Genomic DNA, 24,844 nt, shown 5'->3' with positions numbered 1-24,844 from the left:
GACCAATGGCGTCGCATCTCCGCTCGTGCCGGGCGGGGGGATGCGATGTCGTTGGATTCGCATCCGCCCGGCCCCGGAGAATTTCTTGGAAGCCTTGCTCACCTCCACGGTGGTGGTCGCACTCGCTGAAATCGGCGACAAGACCCAGCTGCTTGCCATTCTGCTCGCCACCCGGTTCAAGAAGCCCGTGCCGATCATCTGCGGCATCTTCGCCGCCACCATCGCCAATCACTTCCTCGCCGCATTGGTGGGCGCCGAAGTCGCCGGACTGTTGGACAGCGTGTGGTTCCGCTACGCGATCGCCGCCTCGTTCGTCGCGATGGGCCTGTGGACGCTGATCCCGGACAAGCTCGACGAGGACGAAGAGACGAAGCCCGCGCGGTTCGGCGCGTTCCTGACGACCGCCATCGCCTTCTTTCTGGTCGAGATGGGCGACAAGACCCAGGTCGCCACGGTGGCGCTCGGTGCACGCTTCCACGCGGTGCTGCCGGTGACGGCGGGGACGACGCTGGGGATGATGCTCGCCAATGTGCCGGCGGTGTTCCTCGGCAAGGCGGTGATCGACCGGGTGCCGCTGACGACGGTGCATCGCATCGCCGCGCTGCTCTTCGTCGCGATCGGCCTGTGGCTTGCGGCGCAGACGGCGGGGTGGTTGTAAGATTTTGAATTCCTCCCCTGCGTACGCAGGGGAGGGGGACCATTTGCGCCAGCAAATGGTGGAGAGGCCGCCGCGGCACGCGGCGGTTTGCCCCCACCCCCAAACGCGAAAGACCGCGCCTTGCGGCGCGGCCCCTCCACCATGCTGCGCATGGTCCCCCTTCCCGTTCCGGGGAGGAATTTCAGAAGATTACCGCCCGATCAGGCGCTGGGCGATGCGGTCGGCGACTTCGCTCGACGGATCGCCGGTCGCTTCGCTCTCGTCCCACACCTGGTCGAGGCGCACCGGGATCTTCTCGACCCGCGCATCGACCTCGGAACGGTCGCCCTGCCCCAGATACTCCAGCGCAACGTTGATGATGCCGCCGGCGTTGATGACGTAATCCGGCGCGTAGACGATGCCGCGCGCATGCAGGCGGTGGCCGTCTTCGCGCGTGGCGAGCTGGTTGTTCGCACCGCCGGCAACCACACGCACCTTGAGCGCGGCGATCGACTGTTCGGTGAGGATCGCCCCCAGCGCGCAGGGGCTGAGGATATCGGCGTCGTGCGCGAGGATCGCATCGGCATCGATCGCCTCGGCGCCCAGCTCGGCAGCCAGCGCCTTGGCGCGGTCGCCATGCACATCGGCCAGCGTCAGCTTGGCGCCGTCCGCCGCCAGCAGCCGGGCGAGCCCGCCGCCGACCGAACCGACACCCTGGATCGCGACGCGCACACCGGCCATCGAATCGACGCCCAGGCCCCGCTTCGCCGCCGCCTTGACGCCGAGATAGACGCCGCGCGCCGTTACCGGGCCCGGATCGCCGCCCGCGCTGCCCGCCGCTACCGGCAGGCCGGAGACGTGCTTGGTCCGGGTCGCGACGACCTTCATGCGGGCTTCGGACATGCCGACATCCTCGGCGGTCACATAACGGCCGTGGAGCGATTCGACCGCGCGGCCGAATGCCTCGAGCTGCGCCTGGGTCACTTCCGCACCCGGCTTGTCGGCGAGGATCACGCCCTTGCCGCCGCCCATCGGCAGATCAGCCATGGCGTTCTTGTAGCTCATGCCCCGCGAGAGGCGCAGGGCATCGGTGATCGCAGCGCGGTGGTCGGCATAATGCCAGAAGCGCACACCACCCGCAGCAGCACCCAGCGCGGTCGAGTGGACGGCGATGATCGCGCTAAGGCCGGAAGCCCGATCCGAGAAGAGGTGAACGCCCTCGTGGTCGTCGAAATCGGGAAAGCCCCAGTCGGTGATCATGGCTGGATCCGCGCTGCTATGAAGGGGAAAATGGGGCGACCAACGGGAATTGAACCCGCAACCTCTGGTACCACAAACCAGCGCTCTAACCGATTGAGCTATGGTCGCCGTGAAGGAGTGCGCGCTTAGCGGGCTCCGAAGCGGAGCGCAAGATGATTACGCACCCTGCCCTCGGGAAATTTTGACTGCCTCCTCCGGCGTCGTCATCCCGGTCCGCGCAAGATGGCGGGCGGCGGAGCCCAGATTGGGCGTGCTGACAAAGGCGTGGCGGGCGAGAATTGCAGCGTCGCCGCCGTCATTGACCAAACGGCGAATCGTGGCGTCACCGCGGATGGATTCGAACACCCCCGTCTGTCCGGCGAACCCGGTGTCGGCGCAGGCGCTGCACCCCGACGAGGCATAGACGATCGCGCCGGGATCGAAGCCGAGCAGCGCGGAGACCGAACCGGTTGCCTGCACCGGCTCCCGGCATTCGGGGCACAGCCGTCGCACCAGCCGCTGCGCCATCACCAGGCTGAGTGCCGATGCGAGGTGGAATGCCTCCACGCGCCAGGCGCGTAGCTGCTGGATCGCCGCCACCGAGTCCTGCGCGTCGATGCCGGCGACGACCAGCCGCCCCGCCTGGGTGGCCTGCACCGCCGCCGCGGCCGCGGCCCGATCCTCCAGCGAATCGATCACCAGAATGTCGATATCTTGTTCGATCCCCGCGCGCAGCGTCTCCGCCGGCGCAACGACCGCAGCATCCGCCCAGGTCACGCCCAGTATTTCAGGCATCGCACCGCTCGTTACCGCCAGCGCGGGCCGGGTACGCGACACCGCGTGCCCCAGCAGCGCGTACACCGTCGTGCTGCGGCCATGGCCCGGGGGCGCCGCGACCAGGATCAGCCCGGGTCGTGCAAGCACCGTGCGGGCATGATTCGCGAGAGCCGCGCTCATGCCCAGCGCTTCCAGCTCGCGGTGCCCGGCCTGGCGCGGCGCGCGCTGCACCACCACGCGCTGCCCGTGCACGACCGGCAGCACGAAAATGTCCAGCACCTCGCCTTCCCACCGCATTTCGCCGCGCCGCGGCAGCACGCCATCGGAGGAGAGCCGCGCGGCATCGGTTATCTGGCGGATCACTGCGGCGCCTTCGGCCTGTGTGACTTCCCGAAACGGATGCAGGAGGCCTGACGCTCGAAACGCGATATCGATACCGCGCGCGGTGGGTTCCAGATGGAGATGGGAGGCTTCGAGCCGCGCCGCTTCGGCCAGCAACGCTTCCAGGTGCAGCGCTGCATGCGCACGCCCACCCGTCGCTTCCGGATACCGTTCGACCTCGATGTGCACTGTCATTCCCCTGCCGGACGGCGCCCGGCTACGCAGACTTTGTGACGATCGACCTTCACATTTGTGACGATTCTACGTCGCGCTGGCATGAAATCACCTGTTTTGGCAAAAGCACAACCATGCAGACGCCTCCCCTCCCCTCGCTCGGCAGCGGCCATCCATCCGAGCCCGTCGTCGCGCGCATCCTTTCCTATCCGGGGGTCCAGAAGGTCCCAAGCCCGAAAGTGACGCTGTTCATCGTGCGCAACTTTCTCGACGCTGCACAATGTGCGGGGCTGATGGCGCGCATCGACGAGCATCGCCGTCCGTCCACGCTCGCCAATGCGGGCGATGATTACGCATTCCGCACCAGCGAAACCTGCGACCTCGCTACCGAGGACCCGCTGGCGATCGAACTCAAGGCGCGTATCCTCGACTTCATTGGCCTGGACGGCACACATGCCGAGCCGATGCAGGGCCAGCGCTATGCAATCGGCCAGGAATTCAAGGCGCATACCGACTATTTCGATCCGGGCACCCCCGACTTCCACAAGTTCTGCGACGTGGCCGGGCAACGCACCTGGACGGTGATGCTCTATCTCAACGCGGTGGAGGCGGGCGGTGCCACGCGCTTCAGGGCGATCGACAAGATCGTCCAGCCCGAAGCCGGCAAGCTGCTTGCCTGGAACAATCTGCGACCGGACGGCAGCGTCAACCCCGCGACGATCCACCACGCGATGAAGGTGCGTGCGGGCACGAAATATGTGATCACCCAGTGGTTCCGCGAACGCCCCTGGGGCTGGTGAGCGAAGGGCCCGGCAGCGCATGCGCCGGGCCCTCCCTCGTGCCTCAGAAGGTCGTCGAAAGCGACAGCTGCAGCGTCGTCCCCGGCGAATAGCGGTTGTAGATCACGGTGCGCGTGCCGTTCGACTGGAGTTCCTTGTACCGGCGCCCGGTGATGTTGCGCGCCTCGAACTTCGCGTCGAACTGACGACCCGCAAGCATCACCCCCTGACGGGCGACGAAATCGAGATTGAACCCCGGATATTCGTACACGTCGGGTTGGTTCTGGTTGGCAAGGCCGCGGCTGGTGACGCGCTTGCTCGCATAGGACAGGATGAAGGTCTGCTGCGAGAGCCGACCCGAACTCTCCATGCCGAGCTGGAGATTGACCAGATGGTCGGACTGGCCGGTCAGCGAGGCGCCATCGCGGAAATAGTCCGTCGCGTTGGTCGACGTGGCGGCATAGACCGCCGTGCTGTCGCCCTGCCCCACCTTCAGCTCGGACTTGGTGTAGGTGTAGTTCGCGATCACCAGCAGGCCGCGTTCGCTGAAGAACGGCGCGTTGAACCAGTCGGCAAGCGTGAACTTCTTCTGCGCCTCCAGCTCGGCACCGTAGAGATTGGCCTTGGGGGCGTTGGCGAAGCTGGTCACCAGCTGGTCGGTACCCGTGATGAACGCCTCGATCGGGCGATTGATGCGCTTGTAGAAGCCCGCCGCGGAGACCCTCTGGTCACTGCCCAGATACCATTCGAACCGGCCCTCGCCATTGTACAGCGTGCTGTCCTGGAGCAGCGGGTTGCCGCGATACTGGCGGTTGGTTTCCGGATCGAAGTAGAACTGGAAGATCAACTCGCGGAACTGCGGCCGCGCGATGGTCTTGGATCCGTTGAGGCGGAACTGCATGCCCGGGCGGAACTGCCAGGTCACGGTCGCCGCCGGGAGCCAATAGTCGTTATTGAGGTTGGTGGACGCGTCGCTCGCGCCGGCGGTGTTGAACACCTGCGCCGGGCTGACGACTTCCTTGGCCGTTTCGTAGCGCACGCCGGTGTCGATCGAGAGGTCGGGCGTGATCTGATAGACCGCCCGGCCATAGCCGGCATGGTTGCGCAGCGAGGCGTTGAAGGCGGGGTTGCCTTCGTTCGTCTCGATCAGCTGGATCTTGTAATAGTTGATGATCCCGGGGCTCAGCAGCAGGTCCGGCCGCAGCATCGCGACCCCGTTGGGGAAGCTGCTGGGCGCCGTGAACTGGAAGTCGCGGCGCGAGCTGAAGCGCTTGGTCTTCAGATAGGAATAGCCGGCCGAGAGGCTCAGATCGGTGATGGGCTTGAACGTCAGGTCCGCGCCGCCCGAATAGAGATCCTCATTGAGATCGGAATAGCTGGCGTTCGCGTCGCCATTATTGCCGTTGTTCAGACGGTTGATGAAATATTGGCCGTAGGGGTCGGACGCGACGTTCGTGCGGATATATTCGAAGCTCAGCTCGCTCGGCGACTTGCGCTTGGAATTGGCATAGCTGCCGCGCAGATCGAGGCTCAGCGTCGGGGTCAGCTTGAATTCGCCGACAAGCTGCGTATCGATCAGCTGCCGCTCGAACCAGCGGGTTTCCTGCTGCTGCACGTCGGTGGTGACGTTGTTGTTGCGGTTGCCGAGGCCAAGCCGCGTGTTCTTCAACGTGTCACGGATATAGACGTTGGTCCAACGCAGCTTGTTGTCGCCGAACTCGAAGCCGACGCCGAGCAGCCCGTTGAGGACGATGCGGTTGTCGGTGCTGATCCGCTCGAAGTCGCTCTCGAGCGCGGACAGATCCGAGGTGATCGAATATTGCTGGATCGAATCGCGGACGCTCCACTTGTTGCTGTAGCCGGCGGTGGCGATCAGCCCGAGCGTGTTCTCCCCCACATCGAAGGACTTGCCCGCCGAAACGCCGACCGACCAGTTGGGCGGCAGGTCGGGGTTGCGCTGCAGCAGCGCGTTCTTGGCGTTGACCAGCTGGCCGGCGATCGCCGCACTGTCGACGGTGCCCGAGCTCAGTCGCGCACCGCTGTCGAAATAGGCCTTGAGCGCCGGCGCGAGATCGCGGCTGCCGCTATCGAAGCCGGTCCAGTCATGTTTGCCGCCGGCATAGACATAGCCGAGCTGGGTCGTCGCCCGGCTGTTGATTCCAAGGCCGCCGCCCAGGGTCAGAAAGCCCTTTTTCGGGGCGGCATTGGTGGTGAGGTTGATCACGCCGCCGCCGAATTCGCCCGGATAGTTGACCGAGTAGCTCTTCTGGACGAGCGACGAGGAGACGACGTTGGTGGGGAACAGATCGAGCGGAACGACCCGCTTAAGCGGCTCGGGGCTCGGCAGAGGCGAACCGTTGAGCAGCGCCAGCGAGTAGCGATCGCCCAGGCCGCGGACGAAGACATAACCGTTGCCGACCACGCTGAGGCCGGTGACCCGGCTGAGGGCGCCGGCGATGTCGCCTTCGCCGGTACGCTGGATATCGGCGGCGGACAGCACGGACACGACCTGCGGAATGTCGCGGGTCAGGTTGGCGCGGCGGCCGGTGACGACGATCTCACCGGGCACGGAGACGTCGGGCGCCTCTTCCTGCTGTGCGTCGGGTGCCGGCGCCGGCTGATCGGCGGCATTGGTCGCCTGGCCGGTCTGCGGCCCGGGCGTGGTGGGCGCGGTCTGGGCACGCGCGAGCGCGGGCGCCACGAGCGCGGAGGAGAAGAGCAGCAGGCTGGCAAGCCCCAACGACTTGGTCATTATGAACCCCTAGTTCGTACATCGGGAAAGGGCGGAGCGTGCCCGGTTCGGCCACGCCCCGCCCTCCAGTCAGGTCAGGCTTGGCCTCAGGTCGTCGGCAGCGAAGTGCACGAACGGCCCGTTACGGTCGCGTTGTCGAACGCGGCGTAGCCCGAGTTGCAGGTCCAGCCGGCGTACCAGGTGTCCTGCGCGTTGCGCACGGCACCGATCCACGTCGTGGTGTCGAAGAAGCCGGTCGTGTCCAGCGTCTTCAGATCGGTCGCGGTCACCGCAGTTTCGGTCGCGCCGTTGACGAACAGGGTCGCCAGCGAGTTGACGAAGCTGTCGTTGTTGTTGTTCGCACCCGAGCCGAAGGCGGTAGCAATCTGCGCGGCGGTGTAGGTTCCGGTGCCGATATACTTGGTGGCGTTGCACTGCAGGACCACCGAGCGGGCCGTCAGCGTCGCCGGCGTGGTGCCCGAACCGTTCATGCGCAGGCATTCATTGTTCGGCGAGATGACCAGACCGTTGACCAGCGTGAGGTCGGCATTGCCGCGCAGCAGGATCGAGGCCTGGTCATTGGCTTCGTTGTTGCTGCTCGACTGGCTCTGGATCGCGGTGAAGTTCGCGACCTTCGTGACTTGGCGGGGCGTGTCGCCTTCGTTGCCGTTGCTGTCGACTTCCATCAGCGCGTCGCCCTGGCCGGTGCGCTGCACCAGCAGGACATACTGGAACAGGCCCTGCAGACCGGTGTCGATGTCGAGGCTGTCGTCGTCCGCGCCGGTGGCGATGTAGTGCTTGAAGCGCACCGTGCCGCCGAAGAACTCCATGCCGTCGTCCGAGCTGTTGTGGCTCTGGACATAGTCGAGCGTGGTGCCGCTGCCGATGCCTTCGGCGGTCAGCGCCTGCAGCTCGACGTTCGAGCCGAGGACATAGCCCGAATAGCGGATCTGCACATACTTCATCGCGCCAGCGTTGTAGGTATCGTCCGTGCCGCCGAAGGTCGCCGGATCTGCCGCGCCTTCCGTCTGGCGCTCGCAGGTGTTGGCAGCCGTCGAACCGCTGTTGCAGTCGGTGATGCGACCGCGACCCATGAGGACGACACCGCCCCACTGGCCGAAGGAGCCGTCGTTGCTGATGCCCAGCACGTTGTCGCGGCTGGTGAACACGATCGGTGCCACGGCGGTGCCGACGGCGCTGATCTTGTTGCCGCGGTTGACGGCGAGCCACGAGGTACCGGTGCCGCCGAACAGGATCACGCCCGGCTGAATGGTGAGCGTGACGTTCGTATCCGCGGACAGCTGGCCGCTGCCGTTGAGCGTGAAGCCGTTCGCAGTGGTGCAACCCACCGTCGAGGTGGTCCGCGGCGCGGCGCTGGTCGGCGCGCTGAAGCCGCTATCGCAGCCGACGTCGACCCGGCCGCGCATCTGATAGAGCAGACCGGCAATCTTCGGCAGCTCGACGCTGCGCGAAATGATCGAAGGCAGCGTGCACACGCGCCACGTGCCGGTCGGGCCGGTGATCGTGCCATCATCGGTCAACCCCTTCGGGTCGGCGATCGTCGGGCAGCCGGTGGCCGGGGTGACCAGCGTCGCGCCGGGCGTGGGCGTCGGGCTCGGTGCCGGCGTCGGCGCGGGGTTGTTGATGATCACGTTGCCGCCGGTGCCCGGCGAGGCGATGTCGTTCGCGCCGTCACATGCCGACAGCGCGGCACCCGCGCAGCTCGTCATGAGGATGAGGGCAAGGCGTTGGAAGCTGGCCATAATGTCTCCGTTCCGGCAAAAGCCGGTTTTTGCGCGAATGCGATTCAGTGCGGGATCGACTCGGCAATTCCCCCGTCGGCCGCATCGCGGCGCTAGGGGGAGGACATGACGCCTGCGTGCGAGAACCGTGACGAATGGAAGACGGTTAAATTACACGCTGGTGACACGCCGCGAGTGTGCCATTTCCGCCACAGCCCTTTTCAGAACCCTGCGGTAAGTATTACGCCCAAGCACACAGCGCCGCCGGCAAGCGCCTGCCGCATGCCCAGCGCCTCGCGGAACAGCCGGTGACCGGCCACCGCGGCAATCGGCATCTCGATCACGCCAAGCGAGCGTACTGCCGCTGCCGGCGCGAGGTTGAGCGCGAAGAACCAGCCCGAAGAGGCTAGCGCGCCGAAGAGCCCGGCGCCCAATGATCCGCGCCAGCCGGCGATCACCGCTCGAAGCGCATCGGGATCACGCCACAGCAGGAACCCGACCAGCCCGACCGTTTGTACCGCCTGCACCAGCGTGACGCTGGTCATCGCGGCGAAGAAGGGATGCGTCGGCTCCAGAACGAGGCCGGCATGGCGGAAACCGTTGAGTGCCAGGCCGAACAACAGGCCCGAATGCGTTCCGAACACCACGCCCGGCAGCAACTGCCCCTCTCCGCCCACGTCGCGCGGCCAGACCAGCACCGCGAGACCTGCGGTCGTCACCACCACGCCGAGCCAGCCGACCGGAGTCAACGTGTCCCCGAACACCAGCAATCCCGCGAGCGCGGCCAACGGCACCGAGCTCTGCTGGAGCGCGGTGCCTACCGCGAAGCCGGCATGGTGCATCGCCTGCAGCAAGGCCGCGGTCGCCAACACCTGCGCCAGCGCGCCGAGCAGCGCCGGCCACCAGAAGGCCCAACCGAAATGTGGATGGAGATTGGCCGGCCCGGCCACGGCGATCGCACCCAGCATCAGCGCGGTGGAGAAGGGCAGCCCGAACAGAAACCGTACCAGCGTCGCGCCCCACGGCCCGCTCGAGGCCATCATCCCCCGCTGGAACGCGTTGCGCGCCACTTGAAAGGCTGCCGCCGCGACCGTCGCCCCCGCCCACAACATCGACATCGTCTCCGTCCGCGCCCTGCGCAGCGATCGAGGAAACCGGCTTATGGGCTATGATGCCGCGCCTATCGCGCACTGGGTGGCCGGGCAACAAAAAAGCCCGCCGAACCTGGGGTCCGGCGGGCTCCTCTACATGGTGGGCGCGGCTGGGATTGAACCAGCGACCCCTGCGGTGTGAACACAGTGCTCTACCACTGAGCTACGCGCCCATTGGCCTATGGGTGAAACCCTGCGGCCAAAACGGGAAGCGGGCCTTTACGGTGCGCTTGGCGGCCTGTCCAGCCCCGTTTCGCGCCCCGCCCGCATTTTTTCGATGCTTAGTTCACCGAGTCCTTGAGCACCTTGCCCGGCTTGAACTTGGGCTGGTTCGACGCCTTGATGGTCATCTCCTCGCCGGTGCGGGGATTGCGGCCGGTCGACGCCTTGCGCTTGCTGACCGAGAAGGTGCCGAAGCCCACGAGGCGGACTTCGTCGCCCTTCTTGAGCGCGCCAGTGATCACGTCGAACACTGCTTCGACGGCCTTTACCGCGTCGCCCTTGGCCAGGCCCGATACATCCGCGACCTGACCGATCAGCTCTTGCTTGTTCATGCTGGTGCAAACCCCCTGATATTGTGCGGGATACCGCGTTGATTGGATTGGATAGCCGAATGAGTCGCGGCGGCTGCGCTGGCGTGCGAGTCAGCACGGGCGAGCCGCCGGAGTCAAAGTCTTTCGGCGTGAATTGCGTCAGAAAAGTTACGTCATGTCAATGATGCAAAGCATCTCCGATCGCCGCCACGCCGACGGGCGGCTGGGTAGCGAGTTCGTCTGCATCGGACCAGTCGATTGCGGTAAGCGGCTCGGTCAGCGCAAGCCGCAAAACCTCGTCGACGTGCGAAACCGGGACAATCTCCAGCCCCTCGCGGATGTTCGCCGGAATCTCGGCGAGGTCCTTCTCGTTCTCCTCGGGGATCAGCACCATCTTGATGCCGCCCCGCAGCGCCGCGAGAAGCTTCTCCTTGAGCCCGCCGATCGGCAGCACGCGGCCCCGCAGCGTCACTTCGCCGGTCATCGCCACGTCCTTGCGGACCGCGACCCCGGTGAGCGTCGAAACGATCGAGGTGACCAGGCCGATGCCCGCCGACGGACCATCCTTCGGCACCGCGCCCTCGGGCAGGTGGACGTGGATGTCCTTCCGCGCGAACAGGCTAGGCTTGATGCCGTAGCTCGGGCTGCGCGCACGGACGAAGCTGAACGCGGCTTCCACCGATTCCTTCATCACGTCGCCCAGCTTGCCGGTCGTCTTGATCGCCCCCTTGCCGGGTACGGTGACGCTCTCGATGGTCAGCAGCTCGCCGCCCACTTCGGTCCAGGCGAGGCCGGTGACCGCACCGATCTGGTGCTCCTCCTCGCCCACCCCGAAGCGATACTTCCGCACGCCGGCATAGTCTGCAAGGTTCTCGGGCGTGATGGTCACCTGGGTCTCCTTGCCCTCGAGGATCTTGCGCAGGCTCTTGCGGGCAAGCTTGGCGATCTCGCGCTCCAGCGTACGCACGCCGGCTTCGCGGGTGTAATAGCGGATCAGGTCGCGCAGGCCCTCGTTGGTGAGGACGAACTCGCCGTCCTTGAGGCCATGCGCGTCGACCTGCTTGGCGACCAGGTGCCGCTCGGCGATCTCGACCTTCTCGTCCTCGGTATAACCCTCCAGCCGGATGATCTCCATGCGGTCGAGCAGCGGCTGCGGCAGGTTGAGCGAGTTGGCCGTGCACACGAACATCACGTCCGAGAGATCGATGTCGATCTCCAGATAATGGTCGTTGAACTTGCTGTTCTGCTCCGGATCCAGCACCTCGAGCAGCGCCGAGGCCGGATCGCCGCGGAAGTCCTGGCCCAGCTTGTCGATCTCGTCGAGCAGGAACAGCGGGTTCGAAGTGCCGGCCTTTTTCAGGTTCGACACGATCTTGCCCGGCAGCGAGCCGATATAGGTCCGGCGATGGCCGCGGATTTCGGCTTCGTCGCGCACGCCCCCCAGAGACTGGCGGATGAACTCGCGCCCGGTCGCCTTGGCGATGCTCTTGCCCAGGCTGGTCTTGCCCACGCCCGGCGGGCCGACGAGGCACAGGATCGGCCCCTTCAGCTTGTTGGTGCGCGCCTGGACCGCGAGGTATTCGACGATCCGGTCCTTCACCTTCTCCAGGGCATAATGGTCCTGGTCGAGCACGCCCTGCGCCTCGGCGATGTCCTTCTTCAGCTTGGACTTCTTGCCCCAGGGCAGGCCAAGCAGCACGTCGAGATAGTTGCGCACGACGGTGGCCTCGGCCGACATCGGCGCCATCGTCTTGAGCTTCTTCAGCTCGCCCTGCGCCTTGGCGCGAGCTTCCTTGGAAAGCTTGAGCGTGGCGATCTTCTGGGTGAGCTCGGCGACCTCGTCGCCCTCGCCCTCTTCGCCCTCATTGCCCAGCTCGCGCTGGATCGCCTTGAGCTGCTCGTTGAGATAATATTCGCGCTGCGTCTTCTCCATCTGGCGCTTGACGCGGCTGCGGATCTTCTTCTCGACCTGCAGCACGCCCAGCTCGCCTTCCATGAAGGCAAACACCATCTCCAGCCGCTTCTGGGGATCGTTCTCGACCAGCAGGGCCTGCTTGTCGGCGACCTTCACCGAGATATTGGCGGCAACCGCATCGGCGAGACGCGACGGGTCTTCCAGCTCGCCCAGCTGCACGGCGGTTTCGGCCGGCAGCTTGCGGTTGAGCTTGGCATAATTCTCGAACTGCTCGACGACCGAGCGCATCAGCGCCTTCAGCTCGGGGCTGAGATCCTCTGGCTTGAGATTGGCAACGGCCTCGTCGACGCCTTCCTGCGCCGCTTCGAGCGACGTGTCGCCCTCCTCCACCGGCTCGACATGGGCGGTGAGATACGCGCCGGTCTCCTCGATGGAGAGCAGGTTGCCGCGCTCCTTGCCGGCGACGAGCACGCGCACGGTGCCGTCGGGCAGCTTGAGCAGCTGGAGGACTTCGGCGGAAACGCCGGTATCGTAGAGGTCTTCGCGGCCGGGATCGTCCTCGGCCGGATCGAGCTGCGCGACGAGGAAGATCTCCTTGTCGGCAGCCATCGCCGCTTCCAGCGCCGCGACCGACTTATCGCGGCCGACGAACAGCGGCACGATCATGTGCGGGAAGACGACGATGTCGCGAAGCGGCAGGACGGGATAGGACTGCTTCATGAAAACTCCGGGTCTGCCCCCGTCGGGGGGCACCATAGACCTTATATATGGGGCCTGGAACGATCGCATCAATCGCGTGGCGGCATTAACCCAGATTGCGGTGGAAAACGCCAGCCCTGGGCTGCGTTCTTACGCCTCTCGCCTCGCACGCCGGCATCGCTATCATGCCCGCACCTGTCGATTCGCCCGTGGAACGGGACTGCAGGGCCATTTGGGGGACGCATTGAAGATTTCCACATTCGCGATGGCCATGGCCGCGCTTACGACGACAATCGGGCAGGCACAGGCACAGAAGCGCGGCGAGCCGCCGATCACCCCGACGACCCAGGCCTCGGGCGGCGCGATCGCGCCGGAGCGGGCGGCGCTGCGGCTCGACCATGCCGATCTCGCGATCGAGGTGCTCCCCGCCAGCTACACGCTCCACGGCACCGCCACGCTCACCCTTCGCACGAGCGCCGCGCAGCGCGAACTGCAGATCGACCTCGACCGCAACCTGCCGGTGAGTGCGATCCGCATCGACGGCAAGCCTCTGGCGCCCACGCAATGGCGCAACCCCGAAGGCCGGCTGTTCATCACCCTGCCCCGCCCGCTCAAGGCCGGCGACAAGGTGGTCGCCGAGATCAGCTATGGCGGAACCCCGCACGTCGCGGTGCGCGCACCGTGGGATGACGGCTTCGTCTGGGCGACCACGCCCGGGGATAAGAAGCCCTGGATCGCCACCACCGCGGAAGGCTATGGCTGCGACCTGTTCTGGCCCTGCCTCGATTTTCCGCAGGGCGAGCCCGCGCTGGTCGACCTGCACATCACTGTGCCCGCCGGGCTCAAGGCGCCCTCCAACGGCAAGCTGCTGGGGGTGGAGACGCTCGCCGACGGCCGCACCACCTGGCACTGGCGCGCGAAGAGCCCCAACCCTTACGACGTGGCGCTCAACATCGGGCCCTATCAGGAGCTGACCGGCGAGTATAAGAGCCGGTTCGGCAACAGCTTCCCGCTACACTATTGGTACCTGCCCGGCCGTGAGGCCAAGGCCAAGGCCCTGTTCGCCGAGTTCGCGCCGACAGTCGATTTCTACGAGAGCATGATCGGCCCCTTCCCCTGGGGCGACGAGAAGCTCGGCGTGGTCGAGACGCCGCACATGGGCATGGAGCACCAGACCATCAACGCCTATGGCAACAACTACCGCAAGACCCCGTCGGGCTTCGACGAGATCTTCCAGCACGAGCTCGGCCATGAATGGTTCGGCAACCAACTGACCGCCGCCAACTGGGACGATTACTGGCTCCACGAGGGCTATACGCAATATATGCAGCCGCTCTACGGCCAATGGCGCGAAGGGGATGCCCGCTACGCCGCGATGATGGACGAATTTCGCCGCGCCATCCGAAACAAGTCGCCGATTGTCTCGGGGAAGATCCGCACCGAGGAAGAGGTGTATGAGGAGGACAAGGGCGGCCCGGGTCAGGACATCTACTATAAGGGCGCCTGGGTCCTCCACACGCTCCGCTACATGATCGGCGACGGCGCGTTCTTCGAAGTCACACGACGGATCGTCTATGGCCGGCCCGACCCGAAACCCGGCAACTTCCAGCCGCGCTTCGGCACCACCCGCGAATATATCGGCATTGTCGATCAGGTGACGGGGCAGGACCTGCGATGGTTCTTCGACGCCTACCTCTATCAGGCCGGGTTGCCGGAGCTGGTGAGCGAACGGTCCGGCGATCGGCTGACGCTGCGATGGAAGACCGGCAGCGACCATCCCTTTCCGCTGCCTGTGGACGTCTCTATTGACGGCAAGCGGCAGAAGGTGGCGATGCCCGGTGGCACAGCAACACTTGCGGTTCCGCCCGCGGCACACGTCGTACTCGACCCCGACGCGCATGTTCTGCGCCGCTCCGAAGCGGTGGATGCGCTCCAGCGCTGGATGCGTGAACGATGATCGGGATCATCGCACCTACGCCAGTTGGCGTTCCCGCGCTGGTCGCATTGCTGCTCGGCTTTCTCTGCTTCGTGGCAGCGGTGGCCTTTGTCCGTTTTCGCCGTGCGCGTCGCGGCGAGGCCGGTGCGAACGTGGGCAGTCGGTCGGGCAAGGGAATCTGGCTGCAGGGGCTGGGCTTTTTCCTCGTCGTCTTCGGACCGATGCGATTGACGCTGCAGGCCATGTCGGCGGCGGCCGTAGGTCAGGCGGTGCTCGTCGCGGTGCTCGCGGGCACCTGTATCGCGCTGTTCCTGTCCGCGGCGACGGCAATGGGCAGCAATTGGAGCTTCGCCGCGCGTACGCGACGGGATCATGATCTCGTCACATGGGGACCCTTCGCGACCATCCGGCACCCGATCTACACCGGCCTGTTCGCGATGCTGCTGGCGATGGCGATCGCGTTCGGTCACTGGCGCGGGCTTATCCTCGGACTGCCGCTGTTCGCCTGGGGCACCTGGATTCGCGTCGTCGAAGAGGAAACGCTGCTGCAGGCGCGATTCGGACGCCAATATGCGGCCTATGCCGCCCAGGTAAAACGGTTCGTCCCGCGTCTCTTCTAACCCGCGCTCGGGGCGCGCCGCCCTGCCCGACTTGCATCGGTGGCGAGGCTCTGCGACCCTTTGGTCGAACGACGAGATGCGCACGACCGGCTGGGGTGAGGAATGAAACTGCTTTACGGCCTGATCTTGGGGCCTTCCCTCATGTTTGCCGCGCTGCCCTCCAGCGCGCAGGAAGATGTGCGCGTCGAGGGCGACTGGACCCACAGCGCCAGCGGGATGGTGTTTCCGGAGCGTCTGGGGAATGCGCTGCGCACCCGCATCCACAGCTACGATGACGAGCATCTCGACGTCAGCGCGGGCTATTCGCTGCGGCGGGGCGGCGAGCTTGGGTTCGTGACGCTCTACGTTTACCCTGCCGTGCCCGGCCAGAATTGTGCGGAGGCGTTCGCCGAGATCGAGCGCAACGTCGCCCAGAGTAACACCGATGTGAAGCTGGTATTGCGGGACCGCTGGCCCTCCCCTTCCGGCCAAACTCCCGACGTCGCCTATCACGCCCGCTTCACCATGCGCGGGACGCTTGACGGCAAGGATCAGCCGCTAACCTCCGAAAGCTATCTATTCTGTCCGGCAGGCGGCACCTGGCTGGTAGCCGCGCGCGGCAGTTGGGCGCGCTCAGCACAGCTGGAATCGGCGTTTACCGAGCTCTTGCACGGCCTGCAGTGGCCGCTTTCGCTGGACGAAGCGAACGAAACCAGCCCGGCCGCGAAGTAACACAATAGGGCTCGATGCGTTGCGCTGCCGTACTGCCGCGTTTCGTGCGGCAATACGTCTTACCCCAGATTCATGAGACTCCTTCGCGACAGGCGCCAATCTATTTCCCTGATCAAGGTTAATCACTTAATGATATTTTCTACCCAAAGCGGCCTGTACTGATCCACCCCGGCTTGTCGGACCGTCGGCACGTCCACAGGGGGGGGCAGCATCATGCAGCCGACAAAGGCAGAGTTGCCCGATCGAATTTATGGCATGGACGTCTGGCGCGGCGCATTGCTTGCAGCAGGACTGGTCGTGCACTGCGCCGCACTTTCCGACCTCACCGCGTTCAACATGATCGAAGATGCATCACATCTGTGTCGGATGGAGGCGTTCTTCGCGATTTCCGGTTTCTTTGCCGCGCTGACGGTCGGCAAAGCAGCGCCGGCCGTGTGGATCCGGCGCAGGCTGGTGATGCTGGTGGTCCCGCTGGCGGTCGGCCTCGGCTTGGCGGTGCCGGTATCGCATCTGTTGATCGCCAACCTCACGACGCAGCGCGGTTTCATGGGCGATTACCTCCCCTGGCAGCCGAGCGACTGGCACATGCACATGTGGTTTCTGATCGCACTTGCCCTCTACGTACCGCTCACCTTCGCGCTGAGCGCGCAGGACAGGCGGATCGAGGCGCTTGGACATGCTGCCGCGCGCAGGCCGTTTTCGGCTATCGCCATGTTCTGGCTGGCGGGGGCTGCGGCGTCACTCGCAATGTGGGCAACGGCCAAGGCACTGCAAGCGATCGGCCTGCAGTCGATCACCTTCCTGCTACGCCAGACCGTCTATTTCTGCTTTTTCTATGCGCTGGGCCATGCCGCCTTCCGCGTGCAGGCCATTCGCAACCTCATCTTGTCGCCACCGCGCATCGTGTACGCGGCTGCGCTGATGATGGCGATCCTCGATCTGGCTGCGGTGGCGCTCGTCGCCGATGGCAAGCTGCGCATGCTGACGTTCTTTCTTGCCCGCCCGATCGTCGGGTTCGCAGCGACATCGCTGGTGTTCCGAAGCGCGTTCTCGTTGCAACTGTGCCGCCCGTGGCAGGCGAACATCTCCAGCGCCAGCTACACGATCTATTTGCTCCACGTGCCGGCGATCCTTGCGCTGCTCTGGCTGCTCTACCCCACCGGCCTCGGCCCGTGGCAGGCGATGGTGGTGATTGCGCCGGGCGCGCTGCTGCTCCTCTATTATTTCCATTTGCTGGTGGTGCGCCGGTCCGGCCTGTTGCTGCTGCTTCTCAACGGCCGGCAGAAGGCGCCGCGCCAAAAAGCACCAGCCCGCTGAAAAACGAAAAGGCGCGCGGGTCGGGTGACCCGCGCGCCCTTCGTGCGATACAGCCGTTCGGGATCAGGCGGCGCTGCCGGCCTTTTCCTTCTTGGCGTAGATACGGACCGGTTCCTTGCGGCCTTCGACCACGTCCTTGTCGACCACGACTTCGTCGACGCCGTCCATGCTGGGCAGGTCGAACATCGTGTCGAGCAGGATGCCTTCGAGGATCGAGCGGAGGCCGCGCGCGCCGGTCTTGCGCTCGATCGCCTTCTTCGAGACGGCGGTGAGCGCGTCGTCCGTGAAGCCGAGCTTGACTGCCTCCATGTCGAACAGCTTCTGATACTGCTTGACCAAAGCGTTCTTCGGCTCGGTCAGGATCTTGATCAGCGCCTCGACGTCGAGGTCTTCGAGCGTCGCGATCACCGGCAGACGGCCGACGAATTCGGGGATCAGGCCGAACTTGAGGAGATCTTCCGGCTCGGTCTGGCGGAGCAATTCGCCGGTGCGGCGCTCGTCGGGTGCGGCGACATGCGCGCCGAAGCCGATCGACTTGCCCTGCAGACGGTCGCCGATGATCTTCTCGAGGCCCGAGAAGGCGCCGCCGCAAATGAACAGGATGTTGGTCGTGTCCACCTGCAGGAATTCCTGCTGCGGGTGCTTGCGGCCGCCCTGCGGCGGAACGCTCGCGGTCGTGCCTTCCATCAGCTTGAGCAGCGCCTGCTGCACACCTTCGCCCGACACGTCACGCGTGATCGACGGATTCTCGGCCTTGCGGCTGATCTTGTCGATCTCGTCGATGTACACGATGCCGCGCTGCGCTCGCTCGACGTTATAGTCGGAGGCTTGGAGCAGCTTGAGGATGATGTTCTCCACGTCCTCGCCGACATAACCGGCTTCGGTGAGCGTGGTGGCGTCGGCCATGGTGAACGGCACGTCGAGGATGCGCGCCAGCGTCTGCGCCAGCAGCGTCTTGCCGCAGCCGGTAGGGCCGACGAGCAGGATGTTCGACTTGGCGAGCTCGACATCGGCACCCTTGGCGCCGTGGTTCAGTCGCTTGTAATGGTTGTGCACCGCGACCGAGAGAACGCGCTTCGCCTTCTTCTGGCCGATGACATAGTCGTCCAGCACGTCGCAGATTTCCTGCGGCGAGGGGACGCCCCCGTCCTTCTTCGATACCAGCGAGGACTTGGTTTCCTCACGGATGATGTCGTTGCACAGCTCGACGCATTCATCGCAGATGAACACGGTCGGGCCGGCGATGAGCTTGCGCACCTCATGCTGGCTCTTGCCGCAGAAGGAGCAATAGAGCGTGCTCTTGGAGTCACCGCCGCTGAGCTTAGTCATTCAATCCATCCTTCGCGCCTCGGGCGCGTAACGCTCGCCTGCCATCCTACACGCAGGCGAAATTCCGGCAATCCATAAATCGCCCCGCCCGCCCGACGTTCCATGCACCGGGAATCATCAGGCGGCCGAGGATAGGGATATAGTGTTAATTTGCCGCTGCCGCATCCTCGCTCGGCACCGGACGCTTCTCGTACACCTCGTCGACGATGCCGAAGGCCTTGGCTTCCTCGGCTTCGAAGAACGAATCGCGGTCCATCGTCGTCTCGATCTTCTCGATCGGCTGGCCGGTATACTTCGAATAGAGCGCGTTCATGCGCGCGCGGATCCGCAGGATTTCCTTGGCCTGGATCTCGATGTCCGACGCCATGCCCTGCGCACCGCCCGAGGGCTGGTGGAGCATGATCCGGGCGTTGGTCAGCGCCACGCGCAGGCCCGGCTCGCCCGAGGCCAGCAGGAACGAACCCATCGATGCCGCCTGGCCGATGCACACCGTGCCGACGCGCGGACGGATATACTGCATCGTGTCGTGGATCGCCATGCCCGCCGTGACGACGCCGCCCGGCGAATTGATGTACATCCAGATGTCCTTCTTCGGATTTTCCGATTCGAGGAACAGCAGCTGGGCGGTGATCAGCGAGGCCATATGGTCTTCGACCTGGCCGGTGACGAACACGATCCGCTCGCGCAGCAGGCGCGAATAGATGTCGAAGCTGCGCTCGCCGCGGCTCGACTGCTCGATGACGATGGGAACGAGTGCGCCGGTAACGGGATCGATGGTCATCTGACCGGAAAGCGGATGCATGTGGGATGATCTCGTGGTTGTTTATTGCCCGCGACTACATCGGCGCTCCGGCTGCCCAGCGCAAGAGGGGCGTTGCGGAGGGGTCAGGCTCAGGCCGTTTGCATGGCCTTGGCCCCGTGGCGCGCCCGGGCGGTGCACTGGAGAACCTCCAGCGCGGGCGAAGACGTGGAGCGCAGGATTGAGGAAGCGCATGCGCTGGGCGCGAGCGGCACTTGGTCGGGACGCGGCGCCCCTCAGCCGAGTGTCCCGTCGGGCACCGCGTCGACCAATTGGGTCGGCAGCGCGCAGGCTTCGGCTACCGCTGAAGCCAACCAGGGGGGAGGTGCGCCGCCCCCCGGTTGGCAAAATGCAGGAGGCCGTCGGTCCCGTCGATCAGTTCGTCGGTCACGCTGCACCGCCCCAGCGTTCGCGTGGCGGCATCGGCGCGCGCATCGGCCGCACCGCCGGCAGAGCGGCGCCTCGGACCGACCTGGAGCAGGCGCGCGCCGCCGCTCGCCGGAAAAGCACCCCGTCCCCCTCCGAAGAATCGCGTAGCGGATACATCCGCAATTTCCTTCCCCGCCTGTAAAAACCACATTGTTACGAGGCGTTGTGCAGCAATGTCGGAACAGCTGTTGGCGGAGTTCGAGGCGATGGTTGGTCGTTGGTCGGAAACCGAAGCAAAGGCGTGGTACGCGCAGCAGCCTTGGGTGATGGGCTGCAACTTCACGCCTTCCACCACGATCAACCAGCTCGAGATGTGGCAGGCGGCAACATTCGATATCAACGCGATCCGCGCCGAGCTGGCTCTGGCAGCGGACGCCGGCATGAACGCCGTGCGGATATACCTGCACGATCTGCTGTGGGCCGAAGACTCGCAAGGCTTTCTGAATCGCATCGACAAGGTTCTGGCGGTAGCGGAAGGCTATGGCATTCGGGTGATGCTGGTGCTGTTCGATTCCTGCTGGCACCCCGATCCAGAGCTGGGGCCGCAGCCGACGCCCAAGCCCGGCGTGCATCATTCGGGCTGGGTGCCATCGCCGGACATCCCCGCGCTGCGCGATCCTGCGCAGCGGCCACGGCTCGAAGCCTATATCAAGGGTGTGGTCAATCGCTTCCGCAATGACCGGCGGGTACTCGCTTGGGATATCTGGAATGAGCCCGAAAATGGTCCTGAGGTTTCGCTGTGCGACGCGGGCGAGCTCGGCGCCAAGGCCGACCTCGTCCTGCCGCTGCTGGTCGATGCGTTCGGCTGGGCGCGCAGCATGCGCCCCGTGCAGCCGCTGACCAGCGCCATCTGGCTGAGCGACTGGTCCTCGCCCGACCTGCTCACGCCGCTGCAGCAGGCGCAGACCGGCCTGTCGGACGTGATCTCGTTCCATACTTGCGGCACTGCCGGGGATTTTGCGCAGCGGATCGCCTGGCTCAGCGTGTTCGGCCGGCCAATGTGGTGCACCGCGTTCATGGCACGGCCGGCGGGTAGCACCTTCGAAGCGATCCTGGCGGTCGCCAAGCAAAAGCATGTCGGCGCCTTCTGTTGGGGTCTGTTGCATGGCAAGACACAGGCGCACCTGCCCTGGGCGGCTTGGGACGACCCCCATCTCGCGGGGCTGAAGGACAAGTGGTTCCATGACATCTTCGACGTCGGCGGTGTCCTGTTCGACGATACCGAAGTCGATTTCCCCGGTTTGCTGCGCACGCTCGACGCCAAGGCGCCGCATTGGCCGATCATCGGGGTCGAGGTGGGGAAAGAGCGCCCGAATGCGTCCGACGGTTCGGCCAAGGCGGCATGAGACATTCTTCTCTCCGCATCCCCCCTCCCGCCTGCGGGAGGGCACGGCGAGGGTGTGACGTGGAGGTTCTTTCTGAAATGGCATCGCCTGCTGCCCTTCCCAACCTCCCCTAACCCCCTGCCGCAAGCGGAACGGGCAGTTGCGGCGGACCGTTTAATCACGCCGCAAGCACCGCGACCTGGAGCGGTGGGGTCTCGCGCTCCTCGGCGATGTGGCGGCGGTAGTTGGCAAGCGCCTGACCCACCGCCTGGTCCACAATATCATAGCGCCAGGTCGCAGGACGGCCGACGAACAGCAGCCCGGTTCTCCGGTCGCGAGATCGCGCAATAAAACGCCGCTGCCGCGCTCGGATAAACATGGGTAAGGCTGGTGCCTTTCCAAGCAAATGGTCCCAAATCCCGCCAAATCAACATGAGATACGTTCGTGCAGTGCAGCGCTGCGCGAACATTGCGGGCGGCACCGAAATACCGCCCGCCCGTTGGTCACGCGGCGTCGACCATCACGATTTCGCTGTCTTCGATCGCAATGATCTTCACCGTCTGGACATCCTTGATCGCGGCGCCATCGCGCGCGTTGATCCGCACGCCGTCGATCTCCACCGCGCCGCTGGCAGGCACGAGATAGGCGCGGCGATCGCTGCCGAGCGTGTATTCCGCCGTCTCGCCGGCACGCAGGGTTGCACCCACCACCCGGGCATCGGTGCGGATCGGCAGCGCGTCGCCGTCGCCCTCGAAGCCGCTCGCCAGCACCACGAACTGGCCGGCGCGATCGGTCTTCGGGAAGGGCCGCGTGCCCCAGCTCGGCTTTTCGCCGCCGCGGGTCGGCTGGATCCAGATCTGGAAGATGCGGGTGGTCTCGTCTTCCTTGTTATATTCCGAATGCGCGATGCCGGTGCCTGCCGACATCACCTGCACGTCGCCAGCGACGGTGCGGCCGTGATTGCCGAGATTGTCCTGGTGGGTGATGGCACCGTCACGGACATAGGTGATGATCTCCATGTCGCGGTGCGGGTGCGGCGGAAACCCGCTCTGCGGCGCGATTGTGTCGTCGTTCCACACACGCAGATTGCCCCAGCTCGTCCGGGCCGGATCATAATAGTTGGCGAAGGAGAAATGGTGCTTGGCATCGAGCCAGCCATGATTGGCACCGCCGAGGCTCGAGAAGGGGCGAAGTTCGATCATTGTGGGTCTCCCTGTAAGCGGGTGCCGGGCTGCGGCGCGCTTTCGATGACCGGGATATAGGCGGGCTCGACTTCTCCAATCAGTCGGATAAGTTTGGCGCAAACGTTCCAGGAAATAGAAATGTCAAACCCCGGCACCCCCACCTTCGACCAGCTCCGCATCTTCCTCGCCGTGGTGGACCAGGGGAGTTTTGCGGGCGCGGGGCGGCAGCTCAACCGCGCGGTGTCGGTGATCAGCTACGGCATCGCCAATCTCGAAGCGCAGCTTGGCGTGCTGCTGTTCGACCGCGAGGGCACCAAGAAGCCCCGCCTCACCACCGCGGGCGCGGCCGTGCTCGCCGAGGCGCGGACGGTGGCGCAGGGCATCGACGGGCTCCGCGCCAAGGTGAAGGGCTTGCTCGACGGGCTGGAGGCGGAGGTGAACCTCGCCGTCGACGTGATGCTGCCCACTCGCCGCCTCGGCGAGGTGCTGCGTGCCTTCCGCGCCGAATTCCCGACGGTAACGCTGCGGCTTCATGTCGAGGCGCTGGGCGCGATTACCAGCCTGGTGCTGGACGGCAAGGCGGTGCTCGGCATCTCCGGGCCGCTGGCACAGGGGGTGAACGGCATCGAGTGCGAGGCGGCGGGATCGGTGGCGATGGTGCCGGTGGCGGCGCCCGACCACCCGCTCGGCCGGATGAACCCGATCCCGCCCGGCGCGGGGCGCGACCATGTCCAGCTGGTGCTCTCCGACCGCTCGCCGCTCACCGCCGGCCGCGACTTCGCGGTGATGAGCCCGCGCACCTGGCGGCTGGCAGACCTGGGCGCCAAGCACGCGTTGCTCCGCGAAGGCATCGGCTGGGGCAACATGCCGCTGCCGCTGATCGAGCCGGACCTCGTCGCCGGCACGCTGGTGCGGCTGGCGATGCCGGAAAGCCCCGGGGGCATGTATCGGTTCGGTGCGATCTGGCGGCGGGATGCACCGCCGGGCCCGGCGGCGTCGTGGCTGCGCGCGCGGTTCGTGGACGTGGGGCGTCAGGATGTCGATCTGGAGGGGTTGGGTGAGGCGTAGGACCGGGCTGCACCGCGTACCTGCGACGGGTGAAGAACCGTCGCGCCGATTGGTCGCCGCCCACCGAAGTTTAGGAAGTTTAGGCGCACGCGCGTTTCGGCAGTTCTCTCCGCAGCTCCCCTTGCGAGCGCAAAGTTTAGGAAGTTTAGGCTCGCGCAAAATCGCGCAAGCTTCCACCGTCTCCTGCGCCAGCACGCGAGGCGTATCGCGCCACGCGCGAAAGGACGTGATGCAACGAGATCAAAGAGCGACCACCCAGAGGGGTGGCAAGAACATATAGAAAACTCAGCCACGGACTCAAGGGAGCCGATGCTTCCTGTGGTTGAGGGTATCCGGCGGCGACCGAAACTGGTGGGTTGCCGCCCGGCCGCTCTCGCGTGACAGAATACGTTAGCTGCTGTTGATTTCAGACGTTCAAGACGGCAGCAGTCGACCAGAGCCGGTCATGTAGCGGTGGAACGTGGACCGCCATTCCCACCAGAACTCGCCATATCATGTATCAGATCATCTAGGGCGGCGGGCATAAGACCGCGATGGGCATACATCACATAAAAGCCCGCCAACGGCGCGCTCCATTCAGGCAAGATCCATCGCAGCGTGCCATCGCGCACCATCCCGGCAACGAAATCATGCGCCAGTAGCGCCGCGCCGAGGCCGGACCTTGCATAATCCCGGGCAGCGGTCGCATTTTCCGCGACGAGGCTGGAGCCGCCCCTCAGCGCCACTGCTTCATCATGACGGACGAGTGACCAGGGGATGACGGCGCCTGATCGGGGCCTGCGGATCACGATGCGGTCCAACGCAAGATCCTGAGGGTGCCCCAATGGTTTGCGGGAAGCGAGCCATGCCTCGGAAGCGACGAGGATCAGGCGATCGTCGTGACTCACGCGGCGGGCGATCATATCCTGCTCAAGCAGATCGCCGCGCCTGATGACCGCGTCATAGCGATGGGCAACCGGATCGGTAAGCCGATCCTCGACCATGATATCGAGTCGAAACGCCGGATGCGCCCGCCGGAAATCGGCGAGGATCGGCGCGATCAGCAGTTCCATGGCTACGGCCGGAACGCTGATCCTTGCCCGCCCGCCGGCATGCTCTCGCCGTTCGATCAGCGCTCGCTCGGCCCCGGCTAACGCGTTGAGCGCCGGCCTGACTTCGCGCAGCAGGACCTCGCCCGCCTCGGTGAGCGTGACACTGCGGGTCGTGCGGATGAACAGGCGCGCGCCCAGCCGTGCCTCCAGCCGTCGGACGGATTGGCTGACCGCCGAGGGCGTCACGCCGAGTTGGGCCGCAGCCGCAGCAAATCGGCCTTCTCGAGCCACGGCCAGAAAGGTGTTCAACTCGAGGATCTCACCGGCACGCATTCA

19 protein-coding genes and 2 tRNA genes are annotated in these 24,844 nt (G+C 65.4%); 8 read left to right on the top strand and 13 right to left on the bottom strand.

The genetic code is table 11. The features are described from left to right. Positions 1–85: 85 nt before the first annotated feature. Positions 86–658 carry a TMEM165/GDT1 family protein gene (locus RT655_RS18910; protein ID WP_313540016.1) on the top strand — a complete coding sequence of 191 codons (573 nt, stop codon included), beginning with the start codon at positions 86–88 and terminating at the stop codon, positions 656–658. A gap of 189 nt (positions 659–847) precedes the next feature. On the opposite strand, the gene RT655_RS18905 is transcribed toward RT655_RS18910, so the two are convergent. The 3 genes from RT655_RS18905 to RT655_RS18895 form a co-directional block, all read right to left on the bottom strand. Continuing rightward, on the bottom strand, positions 848–1,897 hold the full coding sequence (locus RT655_RS18905; RefSeq protein WP_313540013.1) for a Glu/Leu/Phe/Val dehydrogenase dimerization domain-containing protein: 1,050 nt from the start codon (positions 1,895–1,897) through the stop codon (positions 848–850). 31 nt (positions 1,898–1,928) lie between these two features. Then, a tRNA-His gene (locus RT655_RS18900) sits at positions 1,929–2,005 on the bottom strand. Between the two features lie 48 nt (positions 2,006–2,053). Further along, positions 2,054–3,229, bottom strand: a complete 1,176-nt coding sequence (locus RT655_RS18895) for an ATPase, T2SS/T4P/T4SS family (RefSeq protein WP_313540010.1) — start codon at positions 3,227–3,229, stop codon at positions 2,054–2,056. A gap of 113 nt (positions 3,230–3,342) precedes the next feature. Here RT655_RS18895 and RT655_RS18890 point away from each other — a divergent pair, with 113 nt between their 5' ends. Beyond that, complete coding sequence (locus RT655_RS18890) at positions 3,343–4,008, top strand: 2OG-Fe(II) oxygenase (RefSeq protein WP_313540007.1); 666 nt, start codon at positions 3,343–3,345, stop codon at positions 4,006–4,008. A gap of 43 nt (positions 4,009–4,051) precedes the next feature. On the opposite strand, the gene RT655_RS18885 is transcribed toward RT655_RS18890, so the two are convergent. The 6 genes from RT655_RS18885 to lon all read right to left on the bottom strand — a co-directional run bounded on the left by RT655_RS18885 (position 4,052) and on the right by lon (position 12,779). Beyond that, the gene (locus RT655_RS18885; RefSeq protein ID WP_313540005.1) at positions 4,052–6,739 is read right to left on the bottom strand and encodes a TonB-dependent receptor domain-containing protein; all 2,688 of its coding nucleotides are present in this window, start codon (positions 6,737–6,739) and stop codon (positions 4,052–4,054) included. An 86-nt stretch (positions 6,740–6,825) separates the two neighbouring features. Then, positions 6,826–8,481 (bottom strand): hypothetical protein, encoded by a 1,656-nt coding sequence (locus tag RT655_RS18880; RefSeq protein ID WP_313540002.1) that lies wholly within the window; start codon positions 8,479–8,481, stop codon positions 6,826–6,828. A 200-nt stretch (positions 8,482–8,681) separates the two neighbouring features. Continuing rightward, positions 8,682–9,578, bottom strand: a complete 897-nt coding sequence (locus tag RT655_RS18875; protein ID WP_313540000.1) for a DMT family transporter — start codon at positions 9,576–9,578, stop codon at positions 8,682–8,684. A gap of 131 nt (positions 9,579–9,709) precedes the next feature. Continuing rightward, positions 9,710–9,784 (bottom strand) — tRNA-Val (locus RT655_RS18870). A 108-nt stretch (positions 9,785–9,892) separates the two neighbouring features. Further along, positions 9,893–10,165, bottom strand: a complete 273-nt coding sequence (locus RT655_RS18865; RefSeq protein WP_064311555.1) for an HU family DNA-binding protein — start codon at positions 10,163–10,165, stop codon at positions 9,893–9,895. A 157-nt stretch (positions 10,166–10,322) separates the two neighbouring features. Then, entirely contained in the window at positions 10,323–12,779 is a 2,457-nt protein-coding gene (lon, locus tag RT655_RS18860; protein WP_313539995.1) for an endopeptidase La, read from the bottom strand. Positions 12,780–13,029: 250 nt separating this feature from the next. Between lon and RT655_RS18855 the strand changes: the two genes are divergently transcribed. From RT655_RS18855 to RT655_RS18840, 4 genes are all read left to right on the top strand, one after another. After that, entirely contained in the window at positions 13,030–14,715 is a 1,686-nt protein-coding gene (locus tag RT655_RS18855; RefSeq protein ID WP_313539992.1) for a M1 family metallopeptidase, read from the top strand. Then, on the top strand, positions 14,712–15,314 hold the full coding sequence (locus RT655_RS18850; RefSeq protein WP_313539989.1) for an isoprenylcysteine carboxylmethyltransferase family protein: 603 nt from the start codon (positions 14,712–14,714) through the stop codon (positions 15,312–15,314). The genes RT655_RS18855 and RT655_RS18850 overlap by 4 nt, the downstream gene beginning before the upstream one ends. 102 nt (positions 15,315–15,416) lie before the next feature. Next, positions 15,417–16,025: a hypothetical protein gene (locus RT655_RS18845; RefSeq protein ID WP_313539987.1), complete on the top strand. Its 609-nt coding sequence runs from the start codon at positions 15,417–15,419 to the stop codon at positions 16,023–16,025. Between the two features lie 255 nt (positions 16,026–16,280). Further along, entirely contained in the window at positions 16,281–17,342 is a 1,062-nt protein-coding gene (locus RT655_RS18840; RefSeq protein ID WP_313539985.1) for an acyltransferase family protein, read from the top strand. 63 nt (positions 17,343–17,405) lie between these two features. Here RT655_RS18840 and clpX read toward each other — a convergent pair whose 3' ends face one another. Then, positions 17,406–18,671 carry an ATP-dependent Clp protease ATP-binding subunit ClpX gene (clpX, locus tag RT655_RS18835; RefSeq protein WP_064311561.1) on the bottom strand — a complete coding sequence of 422 codons (1,266 nt, stop codon included), beginning with the start codon at positions 18,669–18,671 and terminating at the stop codon, positions 17,406–17,408. 145 nt (positions 18,672–18,816) lie between these two features. Beyond that, positions 18,817–19,473, bottom strand: coding sequence for an ATP-dependent Clp protease proteolytic subunit (locus RT655_RS18830; RefSeq protein WP_084579678.1), 657 nt, complete (start codon positions 19,471–19,473; stop codon positions 18,817–18,819). A gap of 410 nt (positions 19,474–19,883) precedes the next feature. Between RT655_RS18830 and RT655_RS18825 the strand changes: the two genes are divergently transcribed. Then, complete coding sequence (locus RT655_RS18825; protein WP_313539977.1) at positions 19,884–21,245, top strand: cellulase family glycosylhydrolase; 1,362 nt, start codon at positions 19,884–19,886, stop codon at positions 21,243–21,245. A 483-nt stretch (positions 21,246–21,728) separates the two neighbouring features. Here RT655_RS18825 and RT655_RS18820 read toward each other — a convergent pair whose 3' ends face one another. Beyond that, positions 21,729–22,427, bottom strand: coding sequence for a pirin family protein (locus RT655_RS18820; protein ID WP_313539974.1), 699 nt, complete (start codon positions 22,425–22,427; stop codon positions 21,729–21,731). Positions 22,428–22,547: 120 nt separating this feature from the next. On the opposite strand from RT655_RS18820, the gene RT655_RS18815 reads away from it, so the two are divergent. Beyond that, a complete protein-coding gene (locus tag RT655_RS18815) occupies positions 22,548–23,477 on the top strand; it encodes a LysR family transcriptional regulator (RefSeq protein ID WP_313539971.1) in 930 nt (309 codons plus the stop codon). Positions 23,478–23,920: 443 nt separating this feature from the next. Here the strand turns inward: RT655_RS18815 and RT655_RS18810 are convergent, their stop codons facing one another. Beyond that, a complete protein-coding gene (locus RT655_RS18810) occupies positions 23,921–24,841 on the bottom strand; it encodes a LysR substrate-binding domain-containing protein (protein ID WP_313539968.1) in 921 nt (306 codons plus the stop codon). Positions 24,842–24,844 lie beyond the last annotated feature (3 nt).

Source organism: Sphingomonas sp. (assembly GCF_032114135.1).
Classification (GTDB): Bacteria; Pseudomonadota; Alphaproteobacteria; order Sphingomonadales; family Sphingomonadaceae; genus Sphingomonas.
Note: the sequence above shows the minus strand (reverse complement) of the source record. Positions and strands in the feature narration are given on the sequence as shown.